This is a genomic window from Salegentibacter sp. Hel_I_6 (assembly GCF_000745315.1).
Classification (GTDB): domain Bacteria; phylum Bacteroidota; class Bacteroidia; order Flavobacteriales; family Flavobacteriaceae; genus Salegentibacter.
Window position 1 is genome coordinate 4,118,266 of sequence record NZ_JQNQ01000001.1, and the last position, 26,742, is coordinate 4,145,007.

22 protein-coding genes are annotated in these 26,742 nt (G+C 35.7%); 8 read left to right on the plus strand and 14 right to left on the minus strand.

Features of this window, described 5'->3' with window-relative positions; genetic code table 11:
• Nucleotides 1-33: 33 nt before the first annotated feature.
• From FG27_RS18145 to FG27_RS18170, 6 genes are all read right to left on the minus strand, one after another.
• Entirely contained in the window at nucleotides 34-2,961 is a 2,928-nt protein-coding gene (locus FG27_RS18145; protein ID WP_037321666.1) for a glycoside hydrolase family 3 N-terminal domain-containing protein, read from the minus strand.
• Nucleotides 2,961-3,446, minus strand: a complete 486-nt coding sequence (locus tag FG27_RS18150; protein WP_037321670.1) for a hypothetical protein — start codon at nucleotides 3,444-3,446, stop codon at nucleotides 2,961-2,963. The genes FG27_RS18145 and FG27_RS18150 overlap by 1 nt, the downstream gene beginning before the upstream one ends.
• 253 nt (nucleotides 3,447-3,699) lie before the next feature.
• Complete coding sequence (locus FG27_RS18155; protein WP_037321673.1) at nucleotides 3,700-4,491, minus strand: (Fe-S)-binding protein; 792 nt, start codon at nucleotides 4,489-4,491, stop codon at nucleotides 3,700-3,702.
• A 79-nt stretch (nucleotides 4,492-4,570) separates the two neighbouring features.
• A complete protein-coding gene (locus tag FG27_RS18160; protein WP_037321676.1) occupies nucleotides 4,571-5,911 on the minus strand; it encodes a (Fe-S)-binding protein in 1,341 nt (446 codons plus the stop codon).
• A 6-nt stretch (nucleotides 5,912-5,917) separates the two neighbouring features.
• On the minus strand, nucleotides 5,918-6,874 hold the full coding sequence (locus FG27_RS18165; protein WP_037321679.1) for an MlaD family protein: 957 nt from the start codon (nucleotides 6,872-6,874) through the stop codon (nucleotides 5,918-5,920).
• A gap of 54 nt (nucleotides 6,875-6,928) precedes the next feature.
• Entirely contained in the window at nucleotides 6,929-7,981 is a 1,053-nt protein-coding gene (locus tag FG27_RS18170) for an N-acetylmuramoyl-L-alanine amidase (protein WP_369794134.1), read from the minus strand.
• Between the two features lie 191 nt (nucleotides 7,982-8,172).
• On the opposite strand from FG27_RS18170, the gene FG27_RS18175 reads away from it, so the two are divergent.
• Together FG27_RS18175 and FG27_RS18180 are read left to right on the plus strand one after the other, a co-directional pair.
• Nucleotides 8,173-10,908, plus strand: a complete 2,736-nt coding sequence (locus FG27_RS18175; protein ID WP_037321685.1) for a putative LPS assembly protein LptD — start codon at nucleotides 8,173-8,175, stop codon at nucleotides 10,906-10,908.
• 17 nt (nucleotides 10,909-10,925) lie between these two features.
• Entirely contained in the window at nucleotides 10,926-11,309 is a 384-nt protein-coding gene (locus tag FG27_RS18180; RefSeq protein ID WP_037321688.1) for a RidA family protein, read from the plus strand.
• On the opposite strand, the gene FG27_RS18185 is transcribed toward FG27_RS18180, so the two are convergent.
• The 4 genes from FG27_RS18185 to FG27_RS18200 form a co-directional block, all read right to left on the minus strand.
• Nucleotides 11,306-12,190, minus strand: a complete 885-nt coding sequence (locus FG27_RS18185; RefSeq protein ID WP_037321691.1) for a hypothetical protein — start codon at nucleotides 12,188-12,190, stop codon at nucleotides 11,306-11,308. The two genes, FG27_RS18180 and FG27_RS18185, sit on opposite strands and share 4 nt — an antisense overlap.
• 15 nt (nucleotides 12,191-12,205) lie before the next feature.
• Nucleotides 12,206-12,571, minus strand: coding sequence for a methylglyoxal synthase (locus FG27_RS18190; protein WP_037321694.1), 366 nt, complete (start codon nucleotides 12,569-12,571; stop codon nucleotides 12,206-12,208).
• A gap of 3 nt (nucleotides 12,572-12,574) precedes the next feature.
• Nucleotides 12,575-13,561, minus strand: a complete 987-nt coding sequence (gene pfkA / locus FG27_RS18195; RefSeq protein WP_037321697.1) for a 6-phosphofructokinase — start codon at nucleotides 13,559-13,561, stop codon at nucleotides 12,575-12,577.
• A gap of 76 nt (nucleotides 13,562-13,637) precedes the next feature.
• Nucleotides 13,638-18,011, minus strand: coding sequence for a translocation/assembly module TamB domain-containing protein (locus FG27_RS18200; protein WP_231563362.1), 4,374 nt, complete (start codon nucleotides 18,009-18,011; stop codon nucleotides 13,638-13,640).
• A 126-nt stretch (nucleotides 18,012-18,137) separates the two neighbouring features.
• On the opposite strand from FG27_RS18200, the gene tsaD reads away from it, so the two are divergent.
• From tsaD to FG27_RS18230, 6 genes are all read left to right on the plus strand, one after another.
• A complete protein-coding gene (gene tsaD, locus FG27_RS18205) occupies nucleotides 18,138-19,160 on the plus strand; it encodes a tRNA (adenosine(37)-N6)-threonylcarbamoyltransferase complex transferase subunit TsaD (RefSeq protein WP_037321700.1) in 1,023 nt (340 codons plus the stop codon).
• A gap of 3 nt (nucleotides 19,161-19,163) precedes the next feature.
• The gene (locus tag FG27_RS18210; protein ID WP_037321703.1) at nucleotides 19,164-19,874 is read left to right on the plus strand and encodes a 16S rRNA (uracil(1498)-N(3))-methyltransferase; all 711 of its coding nucleotides are present in this window, start codon (nucleotides 19,164-19,166) and stop codon (nucleotides 19,872-19,874) included.
• Nucleotides 19,875-19,969: 95 nt separating this feature from the next.
• Nucleotides 19,970-20,623 (plus strand): DUF4159 domain-containing protein, encoded by a 654-nt coding sequence (locus tag FG27_RS18215; protein WP_037321706.1) that lies wholly within the window; start codon nucleotides 19,970-19,972, stop codon nucleotides 20,621-20,623.
• On the plus strand, nucleotides 20,623-21,144 hold the full coding sequence (locus FG27_RS18220; RefSeq protein ID WP_037321708.1) for a TrmH family RNA methyltransferase: 522 nt from the start codon (nucleotides 20,623-20,625) through the stop codon (nucleotides 21,142-21,144). The genes FG27_RS18215 and FG27_RS18220 overlap by 1 nt, the downstream gene beginning before the upstream one ends.
• A 60-nt stretch (nucleotides 21,145-21,204) precedes the next feature.
• Nucleotides 21,205-22,245 (plus strand): AI-2E family transporter, encoded by a 1,041-nt coding sequence (locus FG27_RS18225; protein ID WP_369794143.1) that lies wholly within the window; start codon nucleotides 21,205-21,207, stop codon nucleotides 22,243-22,245.
• Nucleotides 22,246-22,255: 10 nt separating this feature from the next.
• A complete protein-coding gene (locus tag FG27_RS18230; protein WP_037321715.1) occupies nucleotides 22,256-23,434 on the plus strand; it encodes a class I SAM-dependent methyltransferase in 1,179 nt (392 codons plus the stop codon).
• Here the strand turns inward: FG27_RS18230 and FG27_RS18235 are convergent.
• From FG27_RS18235 to FG27_RS18250, 4 genes are all read right to left on the minus strand, one after another.
• A complete protein-coding gene (locus FG27_RS18235; RefSeq protein WP_037321717.1) occupies nucleotides 23,431-23,826 on the minus strand; it encodes an acyl-CoA thioesterase in 396 nt (131 codons plus the stop codon). The two genes, FG27_RS18230 and FG27_RS18235, sit on opposite strands and share 4 nt — an antisense overlap.
• Before the next feature lie 125 nt (nucleotides 23,827-23,951).
• Nucleotides 23,952-24,365, minus strand: a complete 414-nt coding sequence (locus FG27_RS18240; protein WP_037321719.1) for an NUDIX hydrolase — start codon at nucleotides 24,363-24,365, stop codon at nucleotides 23,952-23,954.
• Between the two features lies 1 nt (nucleotide 24,366).
• The gene (locus FG27_RS18245; RefSeq protein ID WP_037321721.1) at nucleotides 24,367-25,242 is read right to left on the minus strand and encodes a DUF72 domain-containing protein; all 876 of its coding nucleotides are present in this window, start codon (nucleotides 25,240-25,242) and stop codon (nucleotides 24,367-24,369) included.
• 7 nt (nucleotides 25,243-25,249) lie between these two features.
• Nucleotides 25,250-26,608, minus strand: a complete 1,359-nt coding sequence (locus tag FG27_RS18250) for an NAD-dependent succinate-semialdehyde dehydrogenase (RefSeq protein WP_037321723.1) — start codon at nucleotides 26,606-26,608, stop codon at nucleotides 25,250-25,252.
• Between the last annotated feature and the right edge of the window lie 134 nt (nucleotides 26,609-26,742).

Below are 26,742 nucleotides of genomic sequence, written 5' to 3' on the forward strand. Positions count from 1 at the left end.
TACTAAAAAGCGATGAAGCCTGAAAAATTTAGGCTAAAAATCTATAGATTCATAAATAACTTCCTGTATTCTTGATCTCACATTTTCCCTTATTAATTTTCTATTAGTAGAATCTGGAAAAGTACGATTAGACAAAAATACATAAACAATTTCTTCTTCGGGGTCTGCCCAGGCAAAGGTGCCTGTAAAGCCACTATGACCAAAACTCTTCATAGATAAACAATTACAGGTTGGGCCCGCACTTCCCAGCTGGGGTTTGTCGAAACCAACGCCGCGTCTTACATTTTTATCACAATAATAACAAGTATTGAATTTTGAAATAGTCTCTTCTTTCAGGTATCGTTTTCCTCCGTAAAGTCCATTATTAAGATAAACGTGCATTATTTTTGCAACATCATTGGCATTACTAAAAAGACCTGCGTGGCCACCAATTCCACCCTGTAAAGCAGCTCCCTGATCATGCACCTCTCCGTGAATAAGTTGTCCCCGCCAAAGTTTATCAACTTCAGTAGGTACAATTTGAGCTAAAGGAAATCTTGCTGTTGGTAAATAACCCGTATGAGTAGCACCTAAAGGCCCGTAAATTTTCTTTTGCGTAAGGTTATGCAGGGTTTGGTTGTAATATCCTTCTAAGTAATATTTCAAAATATAAAACGGAAGATCGCTATATTTATAATCCAGGCTTCGCTCTAAATCACTATCCCTAATTATATTGATAATGGTATCCTGCATATCATTTCTAAGATACATTTCATTAGCTACCCTGGTATTAAAATCGGCTGAAGGAATTTTGTGAAAATAAGTTTCAGAAGGCAGTCTTGTCTTTCGGTCTATAGTATTAATGTGAAATGGAATCCATGCTTTTAATCGTGCATAATGCATAAGCATATCCTGCAACCTCATATTCGCTTTATTTGAGTTCTGAAAAACCGGCATCATCTCTCCCAGCTTACTATCAAAACTAACAATACCTTCCTCCTCCTGTTCCATAATTAGTGGAAGAGTTGCAAGGATTTTAGTTAGAGAGGCAAGGTCGTAAACAGAAGTATCTGAAACTGGTATTTGTTTATCGTAAGTGTGATGTCCAAAATTCTTATTATAAACAACTTTTCCTTTCCTGGCTATTAAAATTTGAGCCCCTGGAGTCATTTCTTTATCTATGGCTTCGGTAATTATGCTGTCTATTCGTCTAAGTTTATAAGAATTTAAACCTACACTTTCCGGTAAACCGTAAGCCAACCTATCTATAGTATTGGTATGATAACCTGTACCTTCTGGAAAATTAGTACCAATACTTACCGGTAGTTTCCCCCTGGCATCAATAGCTCCAAAAATTAATTGAGCGGCTTTTTGTTGGGCTATGGGATGATTTTGGTAATTTACCAAAATACCATCCAACTCGTTTAGTCCGCGTAATTCGTTTAACGCATACGGACTTGAAAAAAGGCTTAATACTGTTTTATTCTCCCTTGAAATTTCATTGATCCAATGCAGCTCCCCGGCTGAAAATTTATAAGAATCCCAGGGGCTATTGTTCGATTTATGATAGCCTAAGATTACCAAATCATAATCCAACAATTTTTCCTGTAAATGATTTAATTTTGTAGCCGAAACCCAATCAATATGTGCATATTTTCTTAGTTCATTTAGAAAAGGACTTCCATCGGCATCACCAAAATTCACATAAGCAATTCTTGAATTAGCTAGATCTTTAATTGGCAATACACCTCTATTGTTCTTAATAAGTGTTAGTGCATTTTCAAAGAGCTCTTCTAATAAAACCTGATCGCGAACGGTATTAAGTTCTTCGGAAATAAAATTTTCCTGAACTGACTCTTGCTGATGCAATCCCACTTTATATTTCGCCTGAAGTATTTTCTTTACTGAATGTACCAATCGCGCCGGACTAATAATATTATTCTTGAATGCATTGATAAGTACTTCAGAAGCTACTTCAACTTTTTCTGGCATTAAAAGCATATCATTTCCGGCTAAAAAGGCTCTCAATTCAGCATCTCCGGGTTGAGCGTTATTCGTGAGACCTTTCATATTTAGCGCATCGGTAAATACAAGGCCTTCAAAATTCATTTTATCTTTTAAGAGATCGGTTACCACAGCTTTAGAAAGAGAGGACGGAGTGTTTTTATTCTCCTGAAGCGCTGGTATATTTAAATGCGCAACCATAATACTGGAAAGGCCCTGGTGAATTAATGGATAATAAGGATAAAGCTCTAAACTATCCAGCCTTTCTTTTGAAAATGGAATTGTAGGTAGAGTTTTGTGAGAATCTGTATCAGTATCGCCGTGACCCGGAAAATGTTTAGCGCTTGATAAGATATCTTCCCGATGCATTCCCTGCATAAATGCCAGGGATTTTTCTGCCACATTTATTTTATTTTCGCCAAAACTGCGATTTCCTATTATTGGGTTGTTAGGGTTGGTATTAATATCCACAACTGGAGCAAAATTAATATGCACTCCCAATCTTTTAGAATGGCGAGAAATTGCAGCTCCTGCTTCTTCTATTAAATTATTATCCTGAATGGCTCCCAAGGTCATATTCCACGGCAATGCAAATGTAGAATCCAGACGCATGGCCAGTCCCCATTCGGCATCCATACCAATAAGAAGCGGAGTTTTAGAAAGATTTTGAAAATCGTTGGTTAAAGCAGCCTGCCTTACCGGGCCTCCTTTTGAAAAAATAATACCACCAATATTTTCTTCAGTAATTTGTTGTTTTGCTTTATTAATATAAGTTTCCCCACTTTCTGAAGAAACACTAATCATAAACAACTGCCCTATTTTTTCTTTAAGGCTCATGGTATTATATACACTATCTACCCACTTTTTTTGTGCTTCAGAATCTTCGGCGAGCAACGGATTATTTTGCGCAGAAAGATTGGAATAAACAAAAAGAAAGCAGGTTAAGAGTAAGATTTTGGGATTAAGAATATGCTTCATTAATTAAGGAAACGCTTATGCCAACTTTCAGATGCAGGAACTTCCCAATCTGAAAGAAATTCAGCTTTATTATTTACCAAATTATTAAAAACAATAGTTTTAGGAGATACCGCCTTTTCTTTGGCCATTTTTCTAAAATCTGAAAGTGTTTTGTAGGCTATGAATTCTCCCTGCTTATAGGAAACGTTCATTTTATCTAATAAGTCTACATCAAATTCCTTTTCCAATTGTTGAATAAAATGTACAGATGCATCTATAGAACAACCGGTAGCAGCATTAACTTGCTGATCTAAGGCCAAAATAATAAATCGTTTGTATTTTATGAGATAACCGGCTTGTAAATCGGCTCCATGGGCAGTCCATTTTGTAACGAACTGGTCTAAACGGGATTGTATCTCTTCGATTTCTTCTGTAGTAAAAGAACGATTTGCCTGGTATATCCAAACCCTGGAATTGTCGGGTAGATTTTCGAATGGTACTAACATATATTGCTGAAATTAAATTTTCCTCACTGATCGAGATCGAATTAGAGACCCGATATCTATTGGAATATTTTAAAATTAAACTTTCTTAAACGTCTTTAAAGGTATAGTACAAAACTAATTGATTTAGCACTTGCCTCAAATATAGTTTTCGCATTTAACGTTTCAATTTTTCCAGTAAAACTTAAACTCTAAATGCTAAAAAGCCTGAGAAAATCCCAGGCTTTTAATTTTGATATTTTTTACTAAAATCTAATTAAAGATCGTGGGCATTGGCAATAAGTTCTGCCACATCCATTACAGCTACACTATCTTCTTTGTTCGTTCCTTTCACACCATCTGTCATCATAGTGTTGCAAAACGGGCAACCGGCAGCAATTACTTCTGGTTTAACCTCCATGGCCTGTTCGGTTCTTTCAATATTAACGTCTTTGTTTCCAGGCTCAGGCTCTTTAAACATTTGTCCTCCACCTGCACCGCAACAAAGTCCGTTAGATTTACACTTGCGCATTTCTACAAGTTCTACTTCCAACTTTCTAAGCAAATCCCGCGGAGCTTCATATTCACCATTAGCGCGACCCAAATAACATGGATCGTGAAAAGTGATACGTTTTCCTTTAAATTTTCCTCCCTCAACCTTTAATTTCCCTTCATTTAGAAGAGTTTTTAAAAATTGCGTATGGTGCATTACTTCGTAATTTCCGCCAAGCGCAGGATATTCATTTTTTATAGTGTTAAAACAATGCGGACAAGCCGTCACTACTTTTTCAATTTCATAACCATTAAGGACTTCGATATTTGTGGCAGCCTGCATTTGGAATAGAAACTCATTCCCTGCCCTTTTAGCAGGATCCCCGGTACAACTTTCCTCAGTTCCAAGAACAGCGAAATCAACGCCAGCTTCGTGCAATAATTTCACAAAAGCTTTGGTGATTTTTTTTGCCCTATCATCAAAACTACCTGCGCAACCAACCCAAAATAAAACTTCTGGTTTTTTGCCTTCAGCCATATATTCGGCCATTGTGGGTACTTTTAATGCTTCTGCCATATCTATTTCTTTTAATTTTATTGGTAAGACCTATTAGAGTCCTGTATTCAAAAAATATTTCGTTTGCTATAAGAAAAGTTTAATTCTCTTTAGCCCAGTTTAATCTGTCTTGTTGGTTATAAGGCCAGGGCGCTCCATTATTTTCAATATTAGTCATTGCAATTGCAAGTTCGTTTGGAGCAGCACTTTCTTCCATTACTAAATAACGACGCATATCTAAAATTATAGAAAGCGGATCTATACCTACCGGACAGGCTTCTACACATGCATTACATGTGGTGCACGCCCAAAGCTCTTCCCTTAGTATAAAATCGTCCAGCAATTGCTTACCATTATCTTCGTATTTTCCTTTGGTGTTGATAATATCCCCAACTTCTTCCAGCCTATCACGGGTGTCCATCATAATCTTTCTAGGCGAAAGTTTTTTACCGGTTTGGTTCGCAGGACATTCTGCAGTACATCTTCCGCACTCGGTACAGGTATAAGAATTTAATAATTGCACCTGGTTTAGATCGAAAACATCTGAAGCTCCAAATTTCGCGGGATCTGCACCTTCTTCTTCTTCAGCAGGAGCTGCAAAAGGATCGGCATCAGGATCCATCATTAATTTAACTTCGTCTGTCACAGATTGCAAATTATCCATTTCCCCCTGTGGTTGAAGTTTTGAAAAATAAACATTAGGAAATGCAAGTAAAATATGCAGGTGTTTTGAGTAATAGAGATAATTTAAGAAGAAAAGAATTCCCAAAATATGTAACCACCAGGCGGCTCTTTCGATTATGATAAGCGTTGCATTGCTCATTCCATCAAAAATAGGCAGTAGAAACTGACTTATTGGAAAGCTACCAACTATTCCGGCTTCACTTGCATAATGTGGAGCGCCATTAAGTTGAAGCTGATAATCTGTAGCATTCATTACCAGGAAAAGTACCATAAGTACCATTTCAAAATAAAGAATATAGTTGGCATCATTTTTAGGCCATCCCTTTAATTCCCGGCTTAAAAAACGATAGATGTTAAGTATATTTCTTCTTATCCAAAATACGATCACGCCAATTAAAACTAATAGCGCTAATATTTCAAAAGAAGCGATAAGGAAATCATAGAAGCCACCCATAAAAGAAAGTATACGGTGTGTGCCGAATAAACCATCAATAATTATTTCGAGAACTTCAATATTTATAATTACGAAACCAACATAAACGATTACGTGAAGTAACCCTGAAACAGGTCTTTTTACCATTTTACTTTGCCCAAAAGCAATTCTGGCCATTTTCGCAAAACGCTCTCCCTTATTATCAGTTCGATCTACTTCTCTACCTAATTTAATATTTCTTAGTACTCTACGGATGTTGCGAACAAAAAAACCGATCCCAGCCACTAAGGCTATTAAAAATAAGACTTGGGCAATAATTTGCATAGTTGGTTATTTAATTGAATCCATTTCTTTAGGTTCCTGATATGGTTCCGGATTTTTTCCGAAGACAGAGAAATGTACGTATCGTTTAGGATTCAGTTTTACATCTTGTAATAATTGTTCCAACTGCTTTGTAGCATTGTCCAGGTTATTATACACGGCATCATCGTTAATTAACTTCCCTGCGGTCCCTTCTTTATTATTCAATTTATCTGAAACACTTTCAAAATCGGCCACTACTTTTTCAAGATCCTGGGTGATCTTCCCAATATTCATTTGGGTCAATGTATCAGAAAACGAATTAAAATTAGTAGTCATTTCATCAAGATTGGTGAAAGTCTGGTCAATTTTACCAGAGTTTCTGCCAACAATCCCTTCCAGAGTATTAGCAGTTACCTTAAATGAAGCTACAGTAGCATTAAGGTCTTTAAAAGTATTCTGAATGTTATATCTGGTACTGTCGTTTAAAATTTTATTAATGGCCGTTACCAAAGAATCGGCACTAACAATTGTATTTTCTACTTTATTCTGAAGTGGTGTTAACTTATCATTTACCAATTCCATGATACCTTCTTCTGTATCACTCTGCAAAGTATCGCCAGATTTCGCCATTTGATCAATTTCGTAATCTGGTACAATAGCTAATGATTTACCGCCAATAATACTTCCCCCGTATATTTGGGCAGTACTATTACTTGAAAACTGAAAGTCATTTTCTACAGTAAAGCTAACCACAAGCGTACCCTGGGCATCAAGAAAATTAATTTCTGTAACCTGGCCCACTTTGAGTCCGTTAATAGTAACAGCCGAGGAAGGTGAAAGTCCTTCAACATCATTATACACAGCATGAAAAGTTCTGCTGGAATCAAGAAGATTTTTACCTTTTAAGAAGCTATAACCAAATATTAGTAAGAGAATAGCAATAATTGCTAGTAATGCAGTTTTTACTTCACGTGTGAATTTCAAAAGCTATTTTTTTTAGATAAGGACAAATTTAGAAATAAAAATAGAAAAGAACCGTTAATTCACCTTAGATTTTAACGCCTCATTAACTGTAATCTTGCTGCCATCCTTAAAAGCGACGATATAACTAGATGGATATCCAGATTGTTTCGCTTTATTATGAAGTTCACTAATTTTTATATAATCTGAAGTTGCTCCATAGTAATATTTAAAAAGCCCATCTTCCCTGGAGCGCTCAACATTCTCTAAACCTTTAAAATTATAAGGTTTTGTTTCCAGCCTTTTAGAGCCCGCCGCAAGTTGAATTTTAAAAGTAATTCCTTCATAAACTTTGCTGGAATTTGTATTGCCCGGCACCGAAACCTGACCTATACTTTCCAGATTAGATAAATTAATACTATTAGCATACTTCTCAATAGCCTCAACTATAGCTGCGGCCATTTTGTTTTGACCGCCTGCACTATTTAAATAAGGACCTTCGTGGTTATTAGTTAAAAAACCGGTTTCTACAAGAACACTGGGCATTACCGCCATTTTCAACACCACAAATCCGGCTTGTTTCACACCCCGGTTCTTCCTTTTTAAATCATTTGTGAAATTTTTTTGTACAAAATCAGCCAGCAGGATACTCTGGTTAAGGTATTCCTCCTGCATCAGTGTCATTCCTATATAAGATTCAGGTGAATTTGGATTAAAACCTCCATAGGTTACTTCATAATCTTCCTCTAGAAAAATCACCGAGTTTTCCTTTTTTGCAATTTCAAAATTCTCTTCTGTTTTATGAAGACCCAGCACAAAGGTTTCTGTACCATAGGCCTGGGAGTTATGTGAATTACAATGTACCGAAACAAAAAGATCGGCGTTTGCTTCATTAGCAATTTGTGCTCTTTTATCTAAAGGAATAAAAACATCAGAATCCCTGGTATAAATAACTTCAATTCCTCCTTTTTTCTCCAGGGCTTTCCCAATTTTCAATATTATATTTAAAGCAATATCCTTTTCCTTAAAGCCATTTCCCATATTTCCAGGATCTTTCCCACCGTGACCGGCATCCAGCACCACTACAAAACGGTCACGAGGTTTCTCGTTAAATGCAAATAAACTTTGCATAGTTGCAGAAAAAATGAAGAAAAATACGAAAAGTTTAAGTAGGTTCGTTCTCATAAAAAAGGTAACGCTAAGTTTTGGCTAATTATTTTAATTACTTTTTTCAGGAAATCTCAAATCTAAGCTGAAAAAATATATGTAATTTTGAATTTGCAAAAAGCAAGCCATTCTGTACAAAAATAGCACTTAGAGCATTGCAAACAAACATACCTAATATACTTTTTTGCTGTATTTTTATACTGCTCCCTTTCTTTTGTCTAAACGCTCAGGAAATAGGAGAAAACAACGAATTAAATATAGACGCTAAAGAAAGAGACACTCTTGTAGCGGTGGGAGATTCCTTACCTCTGGCTCAAACCATAAAGGCAACCGATAGTATTTTAGGTGACTCTTTACAGCAACCAAAGGGTAATCAACTTATAACAGGTGCGGTTAAATATAAGGCTAAAGATTATATGCGTATAAGCCAGAAGGAAAACCGCATGTATCTTTATAACGAAGCTCAAATTATTTATGAAGATATGCAGATCAATGCCGGGTTGATCGTTATAGACAATAATAAAAATGAAGTTTACGCCTACGGAATACCGGATTCTACCGGAGAATATTCACAAAAACCGGTTTTTGTACAGGGAAATCAAACCGTTGAGCCAGATTCTATTCGCTTCAATTTTGATACCGAAAGAGCTTTAGTTTATAATTCCAGAACCCAGCAAGCCAGTTTCAACGTAAGAGGAGAAGTTACAAAAAGAGAGAACGATTCGGTTTATTTCATGCAAAACGTTCGTTTCACTACCGATGAAGATTTAGACAATCCCGATTATTATTTCTACGCCAGAAAAATAAAGTTTGTTCCAGATAAAAAGATTGTTGCAGGATTTGTAAATATGTACCTGGCCGATGTTCCAACACCTCTGGGGCTTCCCTTTGGTTATTTTCCTTTAACCGAAGAAGAAACTTCCGGATTTATTATTCCCAGTTTTGGAGATAGTCAGCGTGGTTATTTTCTTCAAAATGGCGGCTATTATTTTGCGATAAGTGATTATGTTGATTTACTAACTTTAGGGGACTATTATACTAATGGTAGTTACGCGGTTAGATTGGAAAGTAATTATGCTAAACGTTATCGCTATCGCGGAAATGTTAGAATACGATATGAAAACCTCTTTCAAAGTGAACGTGGTTTCCCCGATTTTGCAGAGCAATCGGTTTACAATATACAATGGTCTCACAATCAGGATGCCAAGGCAAATCCTAATTCCAGGTTCAACGCCTCGGTAAATCTTGGAAGTAGTACTTACTATCAGGAATCTGTAAATCAAATGAATACAGGTAATTTCTTAACTAACACTTTAAGTTCTTCGGTTTCTTACAGTAAAACATTTCCTGGAGAACCCCAGGTTAATTTAAGTATTGCGGCCAGGCATAGTCAAAATACACGAACCCAAACTATAAATATGAGTTTGCCTACTCTACAGGCAAGTATGACTCGTATTTACCCTTTTGCGCCTAAAACAGGATCGAAAAAAGGTATTATAGAAAATATAAACTTTCAATATAATATAAGAGCAGAAAATCAAATTAACACTACCGATTCCCTCTTTTTTAAGCCAGAAATGTTTCGTGATGCCAATTATGGGGCACAACATTCAATTCCCGTTACCACCAACTTTAAACTTTTTAATTATTTAAGTGTTAGTGCGAATGCTAACTACGAAGAAAACTGGGTATTTAAAACCTTTGAACAATCTTATGATGAGTTCAATAATGAAGTTGTTATAGATACTATTAATGGTTTTGATTCCTATCGCACCTATAATTTTGGCGCTAGTGTGGGTACCACTTTATATGGTTTAAAGAACTTCGGAAAAGATAAGAAAATCCAAGCCATTAGGCACGTGATGCGACCTTCTTTAAGTTATAATGTTAATCCTGGTTTCGATCAATATTACGACACTTTTGAAACGAATGAACGGCTTGATCCTGCGAATCCTATTGAAACCAACATGGAAACTTATTCTAGGTTCGACGGTACTTTGTACGGTGCCCCTGGAAATAGATTCTCCAGCTCTCTTGGCCTTAGCCTAAGTAACACTTTAGAAGCTAAAGTACGTTCAAAAGATAGTACCGCTACAGAGCCAGAGAAAATTACTCTTTTAAATAACTTTAGCTTTAGTACTGCTTACAATCTTGCTGCTGAAGAAGGTGACCCTAAACTTTCTCCTATCGCAATTAGGGGAAGTATTCCTATTGTTAGAGATAAACTGGATATTAACGTAGCAGGAAATATGGATATTTATGCCCTGGATAATAATAACCGAAGAACTAATAACCTCAATATCAATAACGGCGGTAGCCTATTTAGATTTACCAACGCCAATGTGAGTTTTGGATATGCCTTCTCCAGTAAAGATTTTGAAGACGACGGGGAAGATGAAAATGAAGACGATATAGATAACGACACCTACCGCGGGGGCGGAAGACGGGATGATCTATTTGGAAAAGGATCAGATTTAGAAGGGAAATTCTATGATGAAGAAGATGATCCTTTTGCCGATGAAGATCGGCAAGAAAGAAATGATAATTGGTTCAATTATAAAATTCCATGGGATTTACGTCTTTCTTACACAATGACTTATAATAATACCGCGCGTCAAAACGAGATTACCTCCCACTCTATAATGTTTTCTGGTGATGTTGAACTTTCTCCTAAATGGGTTGTTGGAGCTTCTTCTGGTTATGATTTAAAAGAATTAGGATTTACCTATACACAATTAAGATTTCAGCGAGATCTTAATACCTGGAGACTAAGTTTTAACTGGGTTCCTTTTAGCGAACGTAGATCCTGGTATTTCTTTATAGGAATAAAATCTTCTATTTTGAGCGATATCAAGTATGACAAGCGTAGAGAACCAGACCGTAGATTATAAATTTAAAACCATTTAATATGAAAAAAATAATAAAAACCGACAAAGCACCGGCTCCTATTGGGCCTTACAACCAGGCTATTTTAACCGGCAATATGCTTTATATTTCAGGACAAATTGCAATTAACCCGGAAACTAATGATTTAGAAACAAAAGAACTTAAACAAGAAACCACCCGCGTTATGCAAAACTTAAAAGCTATTCTTAATGAGGCAGGAATGGATTTTGAAAACGTCATAAAAACCTCAATCTTTATTAGTGATATGAATAATTTTTCAAAAATAAACGAAGTTTACGGTTCTTATTTTAATGCCGAAACCGCTCCAGCCAGGGAGACTGTAGAAGTAGCTAATTTACCTAAATTTGTAAATGTTGAAATTAGCGCAATAGCGGTTAAAAATTAATTATCGCTGCTAAAAAGATAGGCCTCTCTTTCAAAATAGTTAGAATAATAGCCATCGAAAGTTTGCAGATCGTCGCCAAAATGCTCCATTTTATATAAACCGGCAAAGATGAAAATGTTCATATCATAATGAAATATTTTATTCATTTCCTTAAAAAAACCAGAGCTTTCTGAAAATTCTTGTAGCGGCTTATTCATATAAGTGTTTAGCACATTAAAGTCATGATATTGAAAGACATGTATCATTTCATGTGAAACCGTATTATAATTAAATCCGCCTGTTTCGGGATTTAGTATAATTGCCGTACCTATGGCGGCACCGCGAAAAGAAATATTCTTATTATTATAGTAATTATTGCCAGAAAAGACAAATTCACCTACTCTTATACTAAGACCTGGCTTAAATTTATTCTGAACTGCGGTGTAGGCTGTTAATAGGAAAGCTACCGGTTGGATCCTGTATTTAACCTGAAGACGATCACGGGTATGGAATTCAATTCGATTAAAGCCAATATTTAAATTCCATTGTTCCCAGAAATTTCTATTAGAAGCTGCATTTTCAATTATTGATGTACCTGCAGAATTCACAAATTTGGCAGGCCAGCCATATGTTAGGTCTCGATCTTTAGCAATTCTCCCGGCAATCACCTTGCTTTCAAACACCAGGTAACCACCCAATGCTCCCTGAGCCATTCCTTTAAATAGTACCCGCCCAAACTTTTCCTCAGGCTTTTTATTAATTACCGCTCCAATACCACTAAAAATAGAACCTATCCCAATATTATATATAGCTGCTTCGGTATAATTACTTTGTGCACGTATTGGAGAAGACGAGAACGCCAAAGCCAATAATAAAATAAAAAGAGGATATCTAAATTTCAATAAAAGAGTATAAAATTAAAAAGCCTGCATCAATAGTTTTGCACTGGCTGGATTGGTAGCAAGTGGAACATCGTGAACATCACAAAGCCGCATTAGCATAAAAATATCAGGTTCGTGCGGATGTTTATCTAAAGGATCACGAAAGAAAATTACCATATCTACTTTTCCTTCTGCAATACGGGAAGCTATTTGTGCATCTCCGCCAAGTGGTCCTGAAAGTAATTTTTCTACCTCAAAACCGGCAGATTCAGTTTTTGCTCCGGTAGTTCCGGTAGCGATTAATTTAATATTTTTTGCCTGAAGAGCTTCCCTATGGTTATTTAAAAATTGAACCATTTCAGCTTTTTTTCCATTATGGGCTATAATTGCAACTGTTCTCATCGTTTATACAGATAAAATATCAGAAATGCGAAGCAAATCTTTGTTAATATTTGGTTTAGATTTTAAAGCTTTATCAAGGTCAGTGGCCTGTACTTCATTATTCATCATGCCTACCATAATATTTTTTTGACCATCCAATGCTAGTTCAACTGCTTTCACACATAACCTACTGGCTAATACCCGATCAAAACAAGTAGGACTTCCACCTCGTTGCATATGACCTAAAACCGAAACTTTAGCGTCATAATAAGGTAAATTCTCTTTAACATAAGCTGCCAATTCAAAAACATTCTTACCTATCTTATCTCCTTCAGAAACAATTACAATACTTGAAGTCTTTCCAGAACGTCGGCTGCGTTCCAGTGAATTTAGTAATCTATCCAGGCCAAGATCTTCTTCAGGAATAAGAATTTCTTCAGCCCCGGCTCCAATTCCGCTATTTAAAGCGATAAACCCTGCATCACGACCCATAACTTCTACAAAAAACAGCCTATTGTGTGAACTTGCAGTATCTCTTATTTTATCTACTGCATCAATTACAGTATTTAAAGCGGTATCGTAACCAATGGTAAAATGTGTACCATAAATATCATTATCTATCGTTCCCGGAACGCCAATTATGGGTATATTATGTTCTGCACTAAAGACCTGGCCTCCTTTAAAGGTACCATCGCCTCCAATTAGAATCATAGCATCTACATTGGCTTCTTTTAGATGTTTCGCTGCCTTAGCACGACCTTCTTTAGTTAGAAATTCTTTAGACCTAGCCGATTTTAGAAAAGTACCTCCAAGATTTATAATATTACGCACGCTTCGGGCATTCAGTTCAATATAGTCACCTTCTATCATACCCTGAAAACCCCTCATAAAACCAACACATTCAACATGATAGTATGCACTGGCTCTAACTACGGCTCTAATTGCAGCATTCATCCCGGGGGAATCCCCACCGGAAGTCATCACTCCAATTCGTTTTATTCTTTTTGTCATATTTTTTAATTCTTGTCTAAAATTACAAACTCAGGAGTTACCTTAAAAGAAAAAGAATAAGTTTTAGGGTTTTATTTTAATTTGAATTATCATCTGGAAAACGTATATAATCTGGACTTTCGGGGCGTGAAGTATCATTAGATTCTACTTCACTATTAGCCGATTTGATTTCGGTGCTGGCAATTTTCCTTATCAATTCTTTAAAAGTATCAAAATCTACAGAATATGATAATCCAACGCCTTGTGTGAATCCTATTTCCTCCCCTATAAATTGAATATTATTTTCACGGTTAAAAACCTTAGCCCTTAGTGTTCCGTCTTCATTTAAAAGGAAGTCTATCTCAAGGTCACCAACAATAATAGACTCAGTTACCCCTCCAATAGGAACCCCTACCTGGCCATTAATAATTACCCTATCGCTAATTTGTGTTGAAAGTGTTAACCCAAAACGATCTACGGTTTGCTGATCTGGTGTACGGTCACCCTGCACGTAATTTACGCCTACCTGAAATTTACCATCATCTCCAGCAAAAATATCATTTACAATACTTGAAGCTCTTTCAGCAAGAGTTCCTGTAATCGCATTTTGTCTTAGGCCAAATTCACTGTAAAATGCACCCTGAGTTACGAGAAATAATGCCTGAAGCTCCTTACTCGCCCTGTCGTCCATTCTATATTCCAATTCCGACCTTACCACAGAGCTGGCATTAGGAAAAGCAATATCAAAAGTAATATCTGGTTGCTCTATTTCGCCCTGTAGATTAATAATTACTTCCACAGGGATTTTTCTGTTAATAGATGGATTTTCCAGTAGCACAGCCGGGTTAGCGTTTAGAGCATAAATGGCACTAACATCTAACTCTGCATCTGTAGGATCACCATTCCAGTTTATACTACCTCCAGACTCAACATTGAAAACCTTTTGAACCAGGCCGGCATATTTAAAATTATAAACCCCTTCATACACCACAAAATCACCCCACATATTAAATTTACCGTTGGTATTTATCTCCAATAATAAATTACCCGAACCTCTTCCTCTTAACGTACTACCACTTGTTTGATCTACCACCACTTCTACTTCAGCTTCATTGGTTACATCGAGATCAAAAATTAGTTCAACACCGGTTACTTCTGGAAGCTCTATACTTTGGCCGGCTTCTCGAGCAGATTTCTCTTCAGGACTTAAAAAATGAATATAAGAGTTGTCGCCAACTGATTCTGTATCGCTTAATGGAATTTTAAAAACAGTACCACGCTCGGTTGTAGCTGTAATATCTATCACTAATTGATCTGTAGGTCCAGTAAGACTTGCATCGCCACTTATAAAGGCGGTCCCGTAATAAAGTGCGTCTTCATCTCCTTCGGTATCTAAAACAAGTAACCTATCGGTATTGATATTAAGATCTAAATTCCACTCTGTAAAATTTTTGTGGCCTATACTTCCGTTTAAAGTTCCACGGGTATTATATTTTGTATCTACAATTTCTACATCTTCAAAAACAAATTCCTGCTGACTTAAATTAATAACCGCTTCATCATTAAAATCCAGATCGATGTTAAGGTATGGAACCCTTAAACCAGCATTTCTTAAGCTAATTTCTCCTGAAAAATCAGGATTCTTATAATTTCCTGAAACCTGTGCACTTCCCGATGCACCGCCTCGAATGTTACCAATAACTTCTCCTCCCAGGGGACTAAATGCGGCAAGGTTTAATTCTTCTAAATCTACTTTCATTTCGATACTGGGTTCACTCCCACTAACATCTATATTCCCGACTGCGTTTAAAGACTCATTTCCATTTTTTCGCAGGTTTGCATTTATGGCATAATTGCTAAGAGTTTCATCGCCTTCTACCTCGAGCACTAACTTTCCCAACAGGTTATCATTAATATTCAAAGAATCTACTTGCAAATTAGTATTGGGATAATACGCGCCATTTTCCTGTAATAGATCAAATTTTCCATCAAGCCTTCCCGCCAGTTTAAGACTATCAATATCTGGGGTTATCTTGCCAATATCAACATCATCAAACTCCATTTTAAAATCTTTATAAGTAGAATCTCGCATTACGCCGCTAAGCCGTATTTCTTCATTCTTATGACTCATCACCAAAGAATCTATCATAATATCTTTAAAATCGAGATCGAATATTATCTTGTTATTTTTATTTCCCTCTTCATTAATAAACCAGGTATTATTTTTAAAAGTTAAATCTGAACGTTGAACCCCTACCACAGATTTATTATCCTCGTTTATTGTGTGAAAGAGATTTAAGTTAAAAAAATCTTCATTGTTTTTTCCTCCCTGAAATTCCGATCTAATAAAAAGTGTGTCGCGCTGGGTTACGTTAATAAAACTGAATTCTGAAAAATTATAGAAATCTGTAGCAACACTATCGGCTTCAAAATAAGTATTGAAAATAGGATTTTGGTTATCCACATTTAGATTCACCGTTTCCAGCATATTCCCGAACAGATCAATTTTTGGAGATCGAAAATTAACCTTGAATTCAGATTCATCTGAAGCTAAACGCCCACGAATAAAAGTATTTGGAGCGAGATTAATTTCCGGATAAAAAACTTCTATTATTTGGTTATAAATATCAAAATCGAATTCCAGATATTGATTATTCGTTATGGTTCTAGGCTGGTAATTGGTGTAAATACTTCCCAGGGAATTTTCAATTAAAGGCCTTATTTCAGATAAATTAAATTCTCCTTTAATCTCCCCACTAATTACATCGGGTGAGTTTATACTCAAGGTTCTCACCGGTCCTTCAAAACTGGAGACAACACTAAAATCGTCAAAATAATAAAGATCATCCTGATTTTGATAGGAAGTATTGAGCAATAAGATCTCTCCAAAAGCATCGTCTATATCGGTGCCTTTCATATTCATAATCACATCTCCTTTAAAGATGGAAAGGCTATCGCGGGAAACAAAATTTAGGGCCTTTAAATCGGCGTAACCTACCGAAGCTTCAAAATCGTAATTATTGATATCTTCAGAAAGATCTGCCAAACCATTGAATTCCATTTTTAAATTAGGATCATTAGCCATTAAAAGGCCATTAAAAACAGGATTTCTAAGGTTACCTATCACTCTAATTCCCTGGTATGTGTAACCATTGAATTGTAATTTAGATATTTGTCCTTTTAATTCGGCATTTAAGGTTTCAGCATCAAATCCCACACCGTCGATATCAAGGTTGAAACTGGTTTTTCCTAAATTATCGTTATTGGTAAGTTTCCCAATATTTACATCTAAAAAAATTAATTTTCCCTGGTAAGTTACGTTTTGAGAATTATCAAATCCCCGCAAAATAACATCAGCTTCAGCTGATCCTAATTGGGTTTTTATAATCACGTCAGCATCTAAATTAGAACGCGTAATAATAGCATCTCCCTGCATTCTTAAATTACCAAATTCACGCAGGTTTTCAGGTAGTTTTCCCCGAAGGTCGCCAGGTAATAAGTTTACCAGGTCATAATAATTACTGGTGAAATCGCTAAAGTCTCCTGTTAATTTAAAATCTTCACCGCCCTGTGAAAATGCACCTTCCACATTAATTTTTCCTGCTACCCTACTACGGTCCATCCCGGTTAGCTGGAGATTTGTGAGTATAAAATTGTTTAAGACTCCCTCAATTTCTGTATCGATTTGCATAATTTGGTTATTACCAAATTCAGCATAAAATGCCTGTAAATCTGTACTGGAAATAATACTTTCTCTAAATACCCCCTTTACTTCTACTTTGTTCACAAAATCAGAAAAATCTTCAGTTTTGTAATTAAATTCAAGATCGGCATTCACCAAAGATTGTGGCGTCTGGATAGTAAGATCGTCAAACACCATCTGTTCTGGACTATAGAAAAACTGTGTATTTAAATTATCTATTTTTAATCCGCGTTTTTCATTTCCTCGAAGTCTTTCAATATTTACGCTAACATCAGAACCTTTTATCTTTAAATCCCTACCGTAAATATTTAAACTATCCAGTACAACAAACTCAGGATTTTCACTGTCTTCGTTTATAAAACTATAATTAGCATCGCTAATTTCTACGCGGTCTACCACCAATTCAAATTGGGTAGAATCACCAGTTGGTTCAGTGCTCATTTTCCGAATAAAGTGCGCGAGATTATCAATATCTTCACCTTTATATTTGCGCATATTTAGCTCTAAACCTTCTAAATACGTATTACCAAAGCGCGGATTGTTGCTAAGCAGGTTTCTAATGCCCATTAGTGAAGTACGAACTTCTTCAGAAAAAATTAAGGTATTTTTATGATGATCTTCAATGTAAATTCCATTAATTTTCACCCTTCCGAAGTAAGTTAAACTTACCCGGTCTACAAAAATTTTTACATCATTATTATCGTTAATGGAATTGGTAATACGGTTTGCGACCCCTGTTTGTACCGCTGGAATGGAAAAAACAATCAAAATTACTATAAAAAGCAAAAGCAGCGCAACCACTGTTCTAGTTAATATTTTCCAGAATTTTTTGATACGCTTTTATATTTTAACTTTGTACACAATATTAACAATTTCTATGCCCCTTATTTCTTAATGGCTTCACAAAATATTTACATATTAGGGATCGAATCTTCCTGCGACGATACGGCCGCAGCGGTACTACATAACGGTAAAATACTATCTAACATTGTAGCAACCCAGGAAGTACATCAAAAATATGGAGGCGTTGTTCCAGAACTCGCTTCCAGAGCGCATCAACAAAATATTGTTCCCGTGATTCACCAGGCATTGGCCGGCGCAAATATCGATAAAAAAGATGTATCTGCAATTGCTTTTACACGTGGTCCCGGACTTATGGGTTCTCTTTTGGTTGGCACCTCTTTCGCAAAGTCATTATCTTTAGGATTAGGAATACCACTTATTGAAGTTAACCATATGCAAGCGCATATTTTAGCTCATTTTATTGAAGAAGATGGTTTTAAAAAACCAGAGTTTCCATTTCTGGCCTTAACCATTAGCGGCGGCCACACCCAAATTGTAAAAGTTTCTAATTATTTTGAAATGGAGGTTATTGGGGAAACTACCGATGATGCAGTGGGCGAAGCTTTTGATAAAAGTGCCAAAATTTTAGGACTACCCTATCCAGGCGGGCCTTTAATAGACAAATATGCAAAAGAAGGAAATCCTAAAGCCTTTCCGTTTCCAAATCCTAAAGTTGCAGATTTGAATTTTAGCTTTAGCGGATTTAAAACTTCGGTGCTTTATTTTGTGCAAAAACAAACCAAAGAAAATCCAGATTTTATTGCTGAAAACTTAAAAGATATATGTGCTTCTATTCAATTTTCTATCGTTAGGATCTTAATGGACAAACTGAAAAAAGCAGTAAAGAAAACCGGAATTAATCAAATTGCCATCGCCGGTGGGGTTTCCGCCAATAGCGGTATTAGAAATGCTTTAATGGAAGCTGAAAAAAAATACGGATGGAATTGTTTTATTCCAAAATTTGAATATACTACAGATAATGCAGCCATGATAGCCATTGCAGGGCATTATAAATTTTTAGAACAGGATTTTTCAGACTATTCTATTACTGCCCAGGCACGTTATAAATTTTAATCCATGCAACTTTTCTACACCCCTAATATTGAAAAAACCGATAAGCAAATAATCTTTCCAAAAGACGAAAGCAGGCATATAGCAAAGGTTTTAAGAAAAAATCAAGGGGATATTTTAAAAGTCACCAATGGAAAAGGTTCTTTATTTACTGCAGAGATTACTGAAGCTAATCCCAAACAATGCCTGGCAAAAGTTATTGAGGTTGAAGAAGAAAGATCAAAGAAATACAGGTTGCATCTTGCTGTAGCACCCACAAAAATGAACGATAGATATGAGTGGTTTTTAGAAAAAGCTACAGAAATTGGCGTTGACGAAATCACTCCCATAATATGTGATCACAGCGAAAGAAAATCAGTTAAATTGAATCGCTACGAACGGGTCTTACAAAGTGCCATGAAACAATCCCTGCATTTTAGTTTACCGCTTTTGAATGAAGCTATTAGTTTTTCAGATTTTATGGCATCTGAAATCAATGGACAAAAATTTATTGCCCATTGCGAAGAAGGAATGCCAAGACTTTCCTTGAAAAACGAGTCTAAGGCTGAAGAAAAAATCACTATTCTTATTGGCCCCGAAGGAGATTTTTCTTCTGAAGAAATAAAAAAGGCTATGGAAAAAGAATGGAAAGCAGTGACTTTGGGAGCTAGCAGGTTAAGAACTGAAACGGCAGCTATAGTGGCCTGCCATACGGTCGCATTAATAAATCAGCGGTAAGGTTGAAAACTGTTTTGTGGCTTAAAAATTGAATTTTCATTTCAGTATATTCTTATCGTTAGCATACTCCCCTTTTTATTGATATTTTTACCAATATGTTGAATTTCAGAAAAGTCTTATTCCTAATTTTTGTCTTCGGTATAAATCTGGGATTATCCTCCCAGGAAATCGCGCTTTTAAAATACAACGGTGGTGGTGATTGGTACGCCAATCCTACTTCACTACCCAATCTTATCACCTTTGCAAATAAAAATGCAGGAACCAGTTTAAAAGCTAAACCAATTACAGTAACACCGGGAAGTTCAGATATTTTTCAATACCCATTTGTACATATGACGGGACACGGAAATGTGGTCTTCGACGATCGGGAAGCTGAGAACCTTAGAAATTATTTATTAAGTGGGGGTTTCATACATATTGATGACAATTATGGAATGCAGCAGTATTTAGAAAAAGAGCTAAAGAAAATATTTCCAGAAAAGGAACTGGAAGAGTTACCTGCAAACCACCCTATTTTTAGTTCAGCTTTTAATTTTCCTAATGGATTGCCAAAGATTCACGAGCACGACAATAAGCCACCAAAGGCATTTGGAATTTTTGAAAATAATAGACTTGTACTTCTATTTACTGTAGAAAGTGATCTTGGGGATGGTTGGGAGAGTCCAGAAGTTCACAACGACCCTGAAGAAGTTCGCTTAAAAGCTTTAAAAATGGGTGCCAATATTTTAAAATACGTTTTTGAAAATTAATGAAGCAACTTACTCATTTTGACGATAAATTCAATAAACAAAAGTTTCCTATCATTCTTTTGTTAGATAATATTACCGGGGAAGCAAACATTGGAAGCATCTTTAGAATTGCCGATGCATTTAATGTAGAGAAGATCGTGTTTTCAGGGACTGAACCTAATCTTCAAAGTCGTAGACTTCAAAAAACTTCAAGAAATACGCACAAAACTCTTAAATATGAATTTACCGATGATGCAATGGGCTTCATTCAAAATCTAAAAGAACATTATGAGGTCTATGCACTGGAAATCACATCAACCAGTGCTCCTATTGAAGAATTTCAATATTCTGCAGAGAAAAAAGGAATTATTCTAATTTTAGGAAATGAAGCTTCTGGAATAAATAAAGATTTATTAGAATTTTCAGATAATCATTTGCATATCAATATGTTTGGTCAAAATAGCAGTATGAATGTCGCACAAGCAACAGGAATTGCGTTATACGAAATATCAAAAACAATATTTGCTTTCGTTAAGAAATAATATATTTACCTCGTGAATTCAAAATCAATTACTTTAGGGATTTTAAGAGCAACAGGAATAATGGTCGGCATTATTCTACTGTTATATTTTTTGTGGGAAATTCAATCGGTATTGGTTTATATCGCAATCGCAGCGGTAATTTCACTGGTAGGACGGCCTGTGGTAATTTTCTTTAGGCAAAGATTAAAAATTCCCAATCAACTTTCTGTAATCATCGTCCTCATTCTGGTGCTCTCCATCTTCGCCGGAATTATCCTGGTTTTTGTGCCAATTGTAATTGAACAAAGCCAGTATTTGAGTCGGATAGACATGGAGGCTTTTAGAAGCGATCTTAATGAGTTAAATAATCAAATAAACAGTTATTTAGGGGTTGAAGAAATTAACTTGATAGAAGGTTTAAAACAAAGTGAATTTATAAGAAACTTTGATATTAGTGCAGTTCCAAGACTTTTAAATAATGTTTTTAGTATTTTAGGTGCCACTTTAATCGCCCTGTTTTCAATCCTTTTTATTTCGTTTTTCCTGCTTAAAGACAGCAAACTAATGCTAAATAGTATCCTTGTTTTTGCCAATCGGGGAGACGAACAAAAATTTCAACGGGTTTTTAATAAAATAAAAATCTTACTATCGCGGTATTTTGTGGGGTTAACGCTGCAAATCACCGTTTTATTTGTGCTTTACGCTATTCTTTTAAGTGTTTTTGAGATCAATAATCCTATTGCAATTGCCTTTATCTGTGCCTTTCTAAATCTAGTGCCTTATTTAGGACCTCTCTTTGCTGGAATTTTAATGGCACTTTTTGTGATTTCAAGCAACCTGGGAGCCGATTTCCAGTTAATTATTTTGCCGAAATTGGGTTATATTATGTTAGGTTACGCTATTTGCCAGCTTATAGACAATATGATCTCACAACCTATGATATTTGGCGCTAGCGTAAAATCGCATCCCCTAGAAATTTTCCTTATTATTTTAATCGCGGGAATTATGTTTGGAATAACCGGGATGGTTGTAGCCGTTCCTTTTTATACAGCCTTAAAAGTTATTGCAAAAGAATCTTTAAGCGAATATAAGATCGTAAAGAGACTTACCAGGGACCTTTAAATTCATTATTTTGAATAAAGCCTTATTACAAAAGGAAGTTCAGGAATTTCTTAGAAATAACCTGAAAACTACTCCGGCTAAATTAGCGCTACGCGGAAGCCCTTTTTCTAATATATCCTCTTCTGAATTGGCTCAGCAATTAACCGGATTACAGAAAGCTGAAAAGAAATTACCAACCTGGTTCGCCAATCGCAAAATTTATTATCCGCCAAAACTTAATTTGGAACAAACATCCTCTGAAACTACCGCAAAATATAAGGCTTCATTAATTCACGGAAAAACTCTTTTAGATCTCACAGGTGGACTGGGAATAGACGATTTTTATTTTGCCGAAAATTTTAAGGAAGTAATTCATTGCGAGTTAAATGCTGAATTATCTGAAATCGCAGTACATAATTTGAATCAATTAGGCAGGGAAAATATCTCCTTTAAAAATGAAGACAGTATTTCATTTTTAAAAGCTTCTAACAATAAATTCGATGTTATTTATGCAGACCCGGGCCGACGTGATAATGCTGGCGGGAAAGTCTTTCGGCTGGCAGATTGTTTGCCAAATATTCCTGAGAATATTGATTTGCTATTTAATAAAAGTAATACGATTCTTATTAAAACCTCTCCACTACTCGATTTGCAAGCCGGAATTTCAGAATTAAGATTTGTTACTGAAATTCATATTATAGCGATTAATAATGATGTAAAGGAATTACTGTGGTTTTTGAAAAAAGGAAAAAATTCAGATATAAAAATAAAAACGCTGAATTTAAAAAACACAGGCTTGGAAGAATTTGATGGAATTTTTAATAAAACAAGTACTGAAACCAAATATTCCTTACCGCAAACTTTTCTTTTTGAACCGAATGCGGCCATCATGAAAAGCGGACTTTTTGGGGAAGTTGCTTCTAAAACCAACACTTCAAAACTTCATCCAAATTCTCATTTATATACTTCAGATCAAAAAATAAAATTCCCTGGTAGAAATTTTAAAATAATTGATGTTCACGAGTATAAACCTATTAACCTAAAGAAGAAATTGAAGAATATTAAAGCTAATATAACTACCAGAAATTTCCCTGAAAATGTAGCTTCTTTAAGAAAAAAGTTCAAAATTAAGGATGGTGGTAAGCAATTTATATTCTTTACAACCAACTTGAATAATGAAAAAATCGTACTAATTTGCGAGAAAGTTTAAGCACGTTCTTGCAGCCTGTCTTTAACAAATTCTACTTTAGTTTTCCCGTGAGGTGTTGGTTTCCCATTTTCATCTAGAGTGACCATAATAACCTTATCTATCGTTATAATCGTAGATCTAGTCATTTTATTTCTAACCTCGCATTTTAAAGTTAAAGAGGTAGTTCCAAATTTAAGAACTTCTATCCCAATTTCAATAATGTCACCTTGTTTCGCAGAGTATTGAAAATTAATCTCACTCATATATTTAGTGACACATTTAGAATTTTCTAGCTGAATAATGCTATAAAGCGCACATTCCTCATCTATCCAGGCGAGTAAACTACCACCAAATAAAGTTCCATTGGGATTTAAGTCTTCGGGTTTGATCCATTTTCTGGTATGAAATCTCATATTTTTATTTTAAAAATAGCCATAATATGTGGCTTGATAAAACCTGTACTCATAATTACCAACTTCATAAAATCATCGGTTTTATAAAGGATTTTTATAAAAATAGCAATCAAAATTAGAAGATTCTATAAATAATTTTTAGCTGCTTCAATGATATCAGCGTGATCAAAAGCTAATTCAGGTAATTTGTCGATGCTTACCCACGAGGCCTCTGCAGCATCATCACCCGCTTTAAGATCTTCCTCACAGAAAATTCGGCTTACAAAGGCAATAGAAATCGTCCTCCCTCTGGGATCACGACCTGGTGCACCGAAGGCCCTTACCTGTTCCATAGTTTTTACATCAACCCCGGTTTCTTCTTTAAGTTCGCGTTTTGCCGCGGTAATTAAATCTTCAGATTCATTTATAAAACCACCGGGAAGTGCCCATTGGTCTACAAAAGGATCATTTTTTCTTTTAATAAGCAAAACCTTGAAATCATTATTTGCATTACAAAAAACTACACTATCTACGGTTACTGCTACTTCTTGCTGTTTCATTTTATTTTAAAGTTTTAGGTATTTTTATATCTGTTTTAAATCGTTCATTAAATTTCTTTATGAAATATGCTGAAAGCAAAGGAGAGGCTTCTTCTATATTTTGATGAATAAAAAAGTACACATTCTCCAAACCTTCTTTTTTCCACTCTTCTAATTTGTCTATCCAATCATCTAATCTTGTATAATCTGTTTCGTGATTGGCTCCATTATATCTTATAAAAGCAGTGCTGTTACTCAATCGCATATGTATAAGATCCCGTCTTCCGGCGGTATCGGTTATTATGTGGGCTACATTTCTTTTTTGTAGAACATCATAAAGCTCATTAGAAATTTGTTCATCAGCATACCACTCGGGATGTCTTAATTCTACTGAAATTGGAATCTCTTTTGGCCAATGTGCAAGGAAATCGTCTAGCCTGATAATAGACTTAGGGGAAAAATCATCTCGCATTTGAAGAAAAACCATTCCTAATTTTTCTTTTAGTTGAAGAAGATTTTTCACAAATTCATCAGTCTGTTCTTCTGTTCCATTAAGCCTTTTTATATGACTTATGATTCTGGGCACTTTTGGAAAAAACTTAAAATTTTCTTCCGCTTTTCCATACCATTTTTCAAACTGCTCTTCAGGATACATTCTGTAAAAGGAACCGTTGAATTCTATACTATTAAATTGGGATGAATAATAAATCAACTCATCTTTTGTTCCCCTGGGATAAAAATTCTTCAGGTCTTTTCTGTTCCATTTTGCACAACCAATTCTTACATCGTTAAACCCATCTTTACTACTAGTCTTGTTAAGAACTTTAATAGTATCAGGATGTGTTTCAGGTAATGTGAAATCTATATTTTCAGGGTGATCTACTTTTCCAAAGTTCATATTAAAACTAATATTTATTGAAGTAAACGGTTTTCCTATTGGTAAATTCTTTAATCCCGTGATGGGATAATTCCCTGCCGTACCCCGAGATTTTGGTTCCTCCAAATGGTAATCTGGGATCACTTTTCACAAGCTCGTTTACAAAAACAGCCCCGTCTTCAAATTCAGGTAAAATTTTAAGAGCAAATTCCTCATCTTCTGTGAAAATTGAAACGCCAAGACCAAAACTGGAAGAATTAACGAGATCTATCGCTTCCTGCTCATCTTTAAATTCGGTTACAGAGATGGCAGGGCCAAAAGTTTCTTCATCAAAAACCGGCATTCCTTCCCTGGCTCCAGTGATGATGGTAGGTTCAAAATAAGTGCCATCCCGTTTTCCGCCAAGAATAATTTTAGCGCCTTTTTTTACGGAATCTTTAATCTGGTCCTCAAGATCTTCGGCTAAACTTTCTTTAGCCATTACGCCAATAAAAGTTTCTTCATCCATAGGATCGCCGCTTTTTATCTCGCGAACCTGCCGGGTGAATTCATCTAGAAATTCTTCTGAAATATCTTTATGAAGCAGTAAACGTTTCCCGGCAATGCAACTTTGCCCCGTATTTTGAAAGCGGGCCTGTACGCAGGTTTTAACGCTTTCAGCAATATTGGCATCTTTAAATACCACGAGGGCATTACTCCCACCAAGTTCTAAAACCGATTTTTTGATCTCTTCTCCTGCGATAGCCGCTACACTGCTTCCTGCACGCCCACTTCCGGTTAATGTTACCGCTTTTACTTTTTTATTTCGAATAATGCTTTCTACTTTTTTACTACCTATCACCAGATTTTGAAAACAATCTTCAGGAAATCCTGCTCTTTCAAATACTTTCTGAATATTATTAGCCGAGAGCATTACATTGCTGGCGTGTTTTAGAATTCCAATATTTCCTGCCATAAGTGCCGGTGCCGCAAACCTAAAGACCTGCCAGAAAGGATAATTCCATGGCATTACAGCAAGAACAACTCCCAGCGGTTCATAAGCTACATAGGAATTTTTAGCATCGGTTTTTATTTTTTCATTTTCTAATTGTGATTCGGCATTTTCAGCATAATATTCACAAACCCAGGCACATTTTTCAATTTCTGCAATAGCTTGTGTAATGGGTTTTCCCATTTCTCTAGTGATCGCTTCTGCATATTCTTTAGAATTATCTCTTAGCTCTTTTGCAGCCTTCATCATTAAATTGCTACGCTCTGCAAAAGAAGTTTCTCTCCAGGATTTGAACCGAGAATTTGCTCTTTTTATAGCTTTTTCAACATCGGCATCACTTAATTCTTTGTGAGTGGAAATTTCTTCGCCGGTATAAGGGTTTTTTGAAATTATCATGGACTAATTAATCTTTTTAAATTTTGGTTGATTCAGGCTTCTATTTAAAGATAAAAAGAAGAATAGGCTTAGACAGGCCGATTAAGACGATTTTAACGTGTACAATGTTTATAACTCGTTTACAAGTCTTTAAA

Coding starts and splice junctions, on each gene's coding strand:
- FG27_RS18170 (WP_369794134.1), bottom strand. CDS start 7,981: ATGCAAAGTTTATTTGCATTTAACGAGAAACCTCGTGACCGTTTTGTA.
- FG27_RS18145 (WP_037321666.1), bottom strand. CDS start 2,961: ATGAAGCATATTCTTAATCCCAAAATCTTACTCTTAACCTGCTTTCTT.
- FG27_RS18190 (WP_037321694.1), bottom strand. CDS start 12,571: ATGAGAACAGTTGCAATTATAGCCCATAATGGAAAAAAAGCTGAAATG.
- FG27_RS18225 (WP_369794143.1), top strand. CDS start 21,205: ATGGTCGGCATTATTCTACTGTTATATTTTTTGTGGGAAATTCAATCG.
- FG27_RS18210 (WP_037321703.1), top strand. CDS start 19,164: ATGCAACTTTTCTACACCCCTAATATTGAAAAAACCGATAAGCAAATA.
- FG27_RS18160 (WP_037321676.1), bottom strand. CDS start 5,911: ATGCAAATTATTGCCCAAGTCTTATTTTTAATAGCCTTAGTGGCTGGG.
- FG27_RS18250 (WP_037321723.1), bottom strand. CDS start 26,608: ATGATAATTTCAAAAAACCCTTATACCGGCGAAGAAATTTCCACTCAC.
- tsaD (WP_037321700.1), top strand. CDS start 18,138: ATGGCTTCACAAAATATTTACATATTAGGGATCGAATCTTCCTGCGAC.
- FG27_RS18240 (WP_037321719.1), bottom strand. CDS start 24,365: ATGAAACAGCAAGAAGTAGCAGTAACCGTAGATAGTGTAGTTTTTTGT.
- FG27_RS18180 (WP_037321688.1), top strand. CDS start 10,926: ATGAAAAAAATAATAAAAACCGACAAAGCACCGGCTCCTATTGGGCCT.
- FG27_RS18245 (WP_037321721.1), bottom strand. CDS start 25,242: ATGAACTTTGGAAAAGTAGATCACCCTGAAAATATAGATTTCACATTA.
- pfkA (WP_037321697.1), bottom strand. CDS start 13,561: ATGACAAAAAGAATAAAACGAATTGGAGTGATGACTTCCGGTGGGGAT.
- FG27_RS18235 (WP_037321717.1), bottom strand. CDS start 23,826: ATGAGATTTCATACCAGAAAATGGATCAAACCCGAAGACTTAAATCCC.
- FG27_RS18215 (WP_037321706.1), top strand. CDS start 19,970: ATGTTGAATTTCAGAAAAGTCTTATTCCTAATTTTTGTCTTCGGTATA.
- FG27_RS18150 (WP_037321670.1), bottom strand. CDS start 3,446: ATGTTAGTACCATTCGAAAATCTACCCGACAATTCCAGGGTTTGGATA.
- FG27_RS18220 (WP_037321708.1), top strand. CDS start 20,623: ATGAAGCAACTTACTCATTTTGACGATAAATTCAATAAACAAAAGTTT.
- FG27_RS18155 (WP_037321673.1), bottom strand. CDS start 4,491: ATGGCAGAAGCATTAAAAGTACCCACAATGGCCGAATATATGGCTGAA.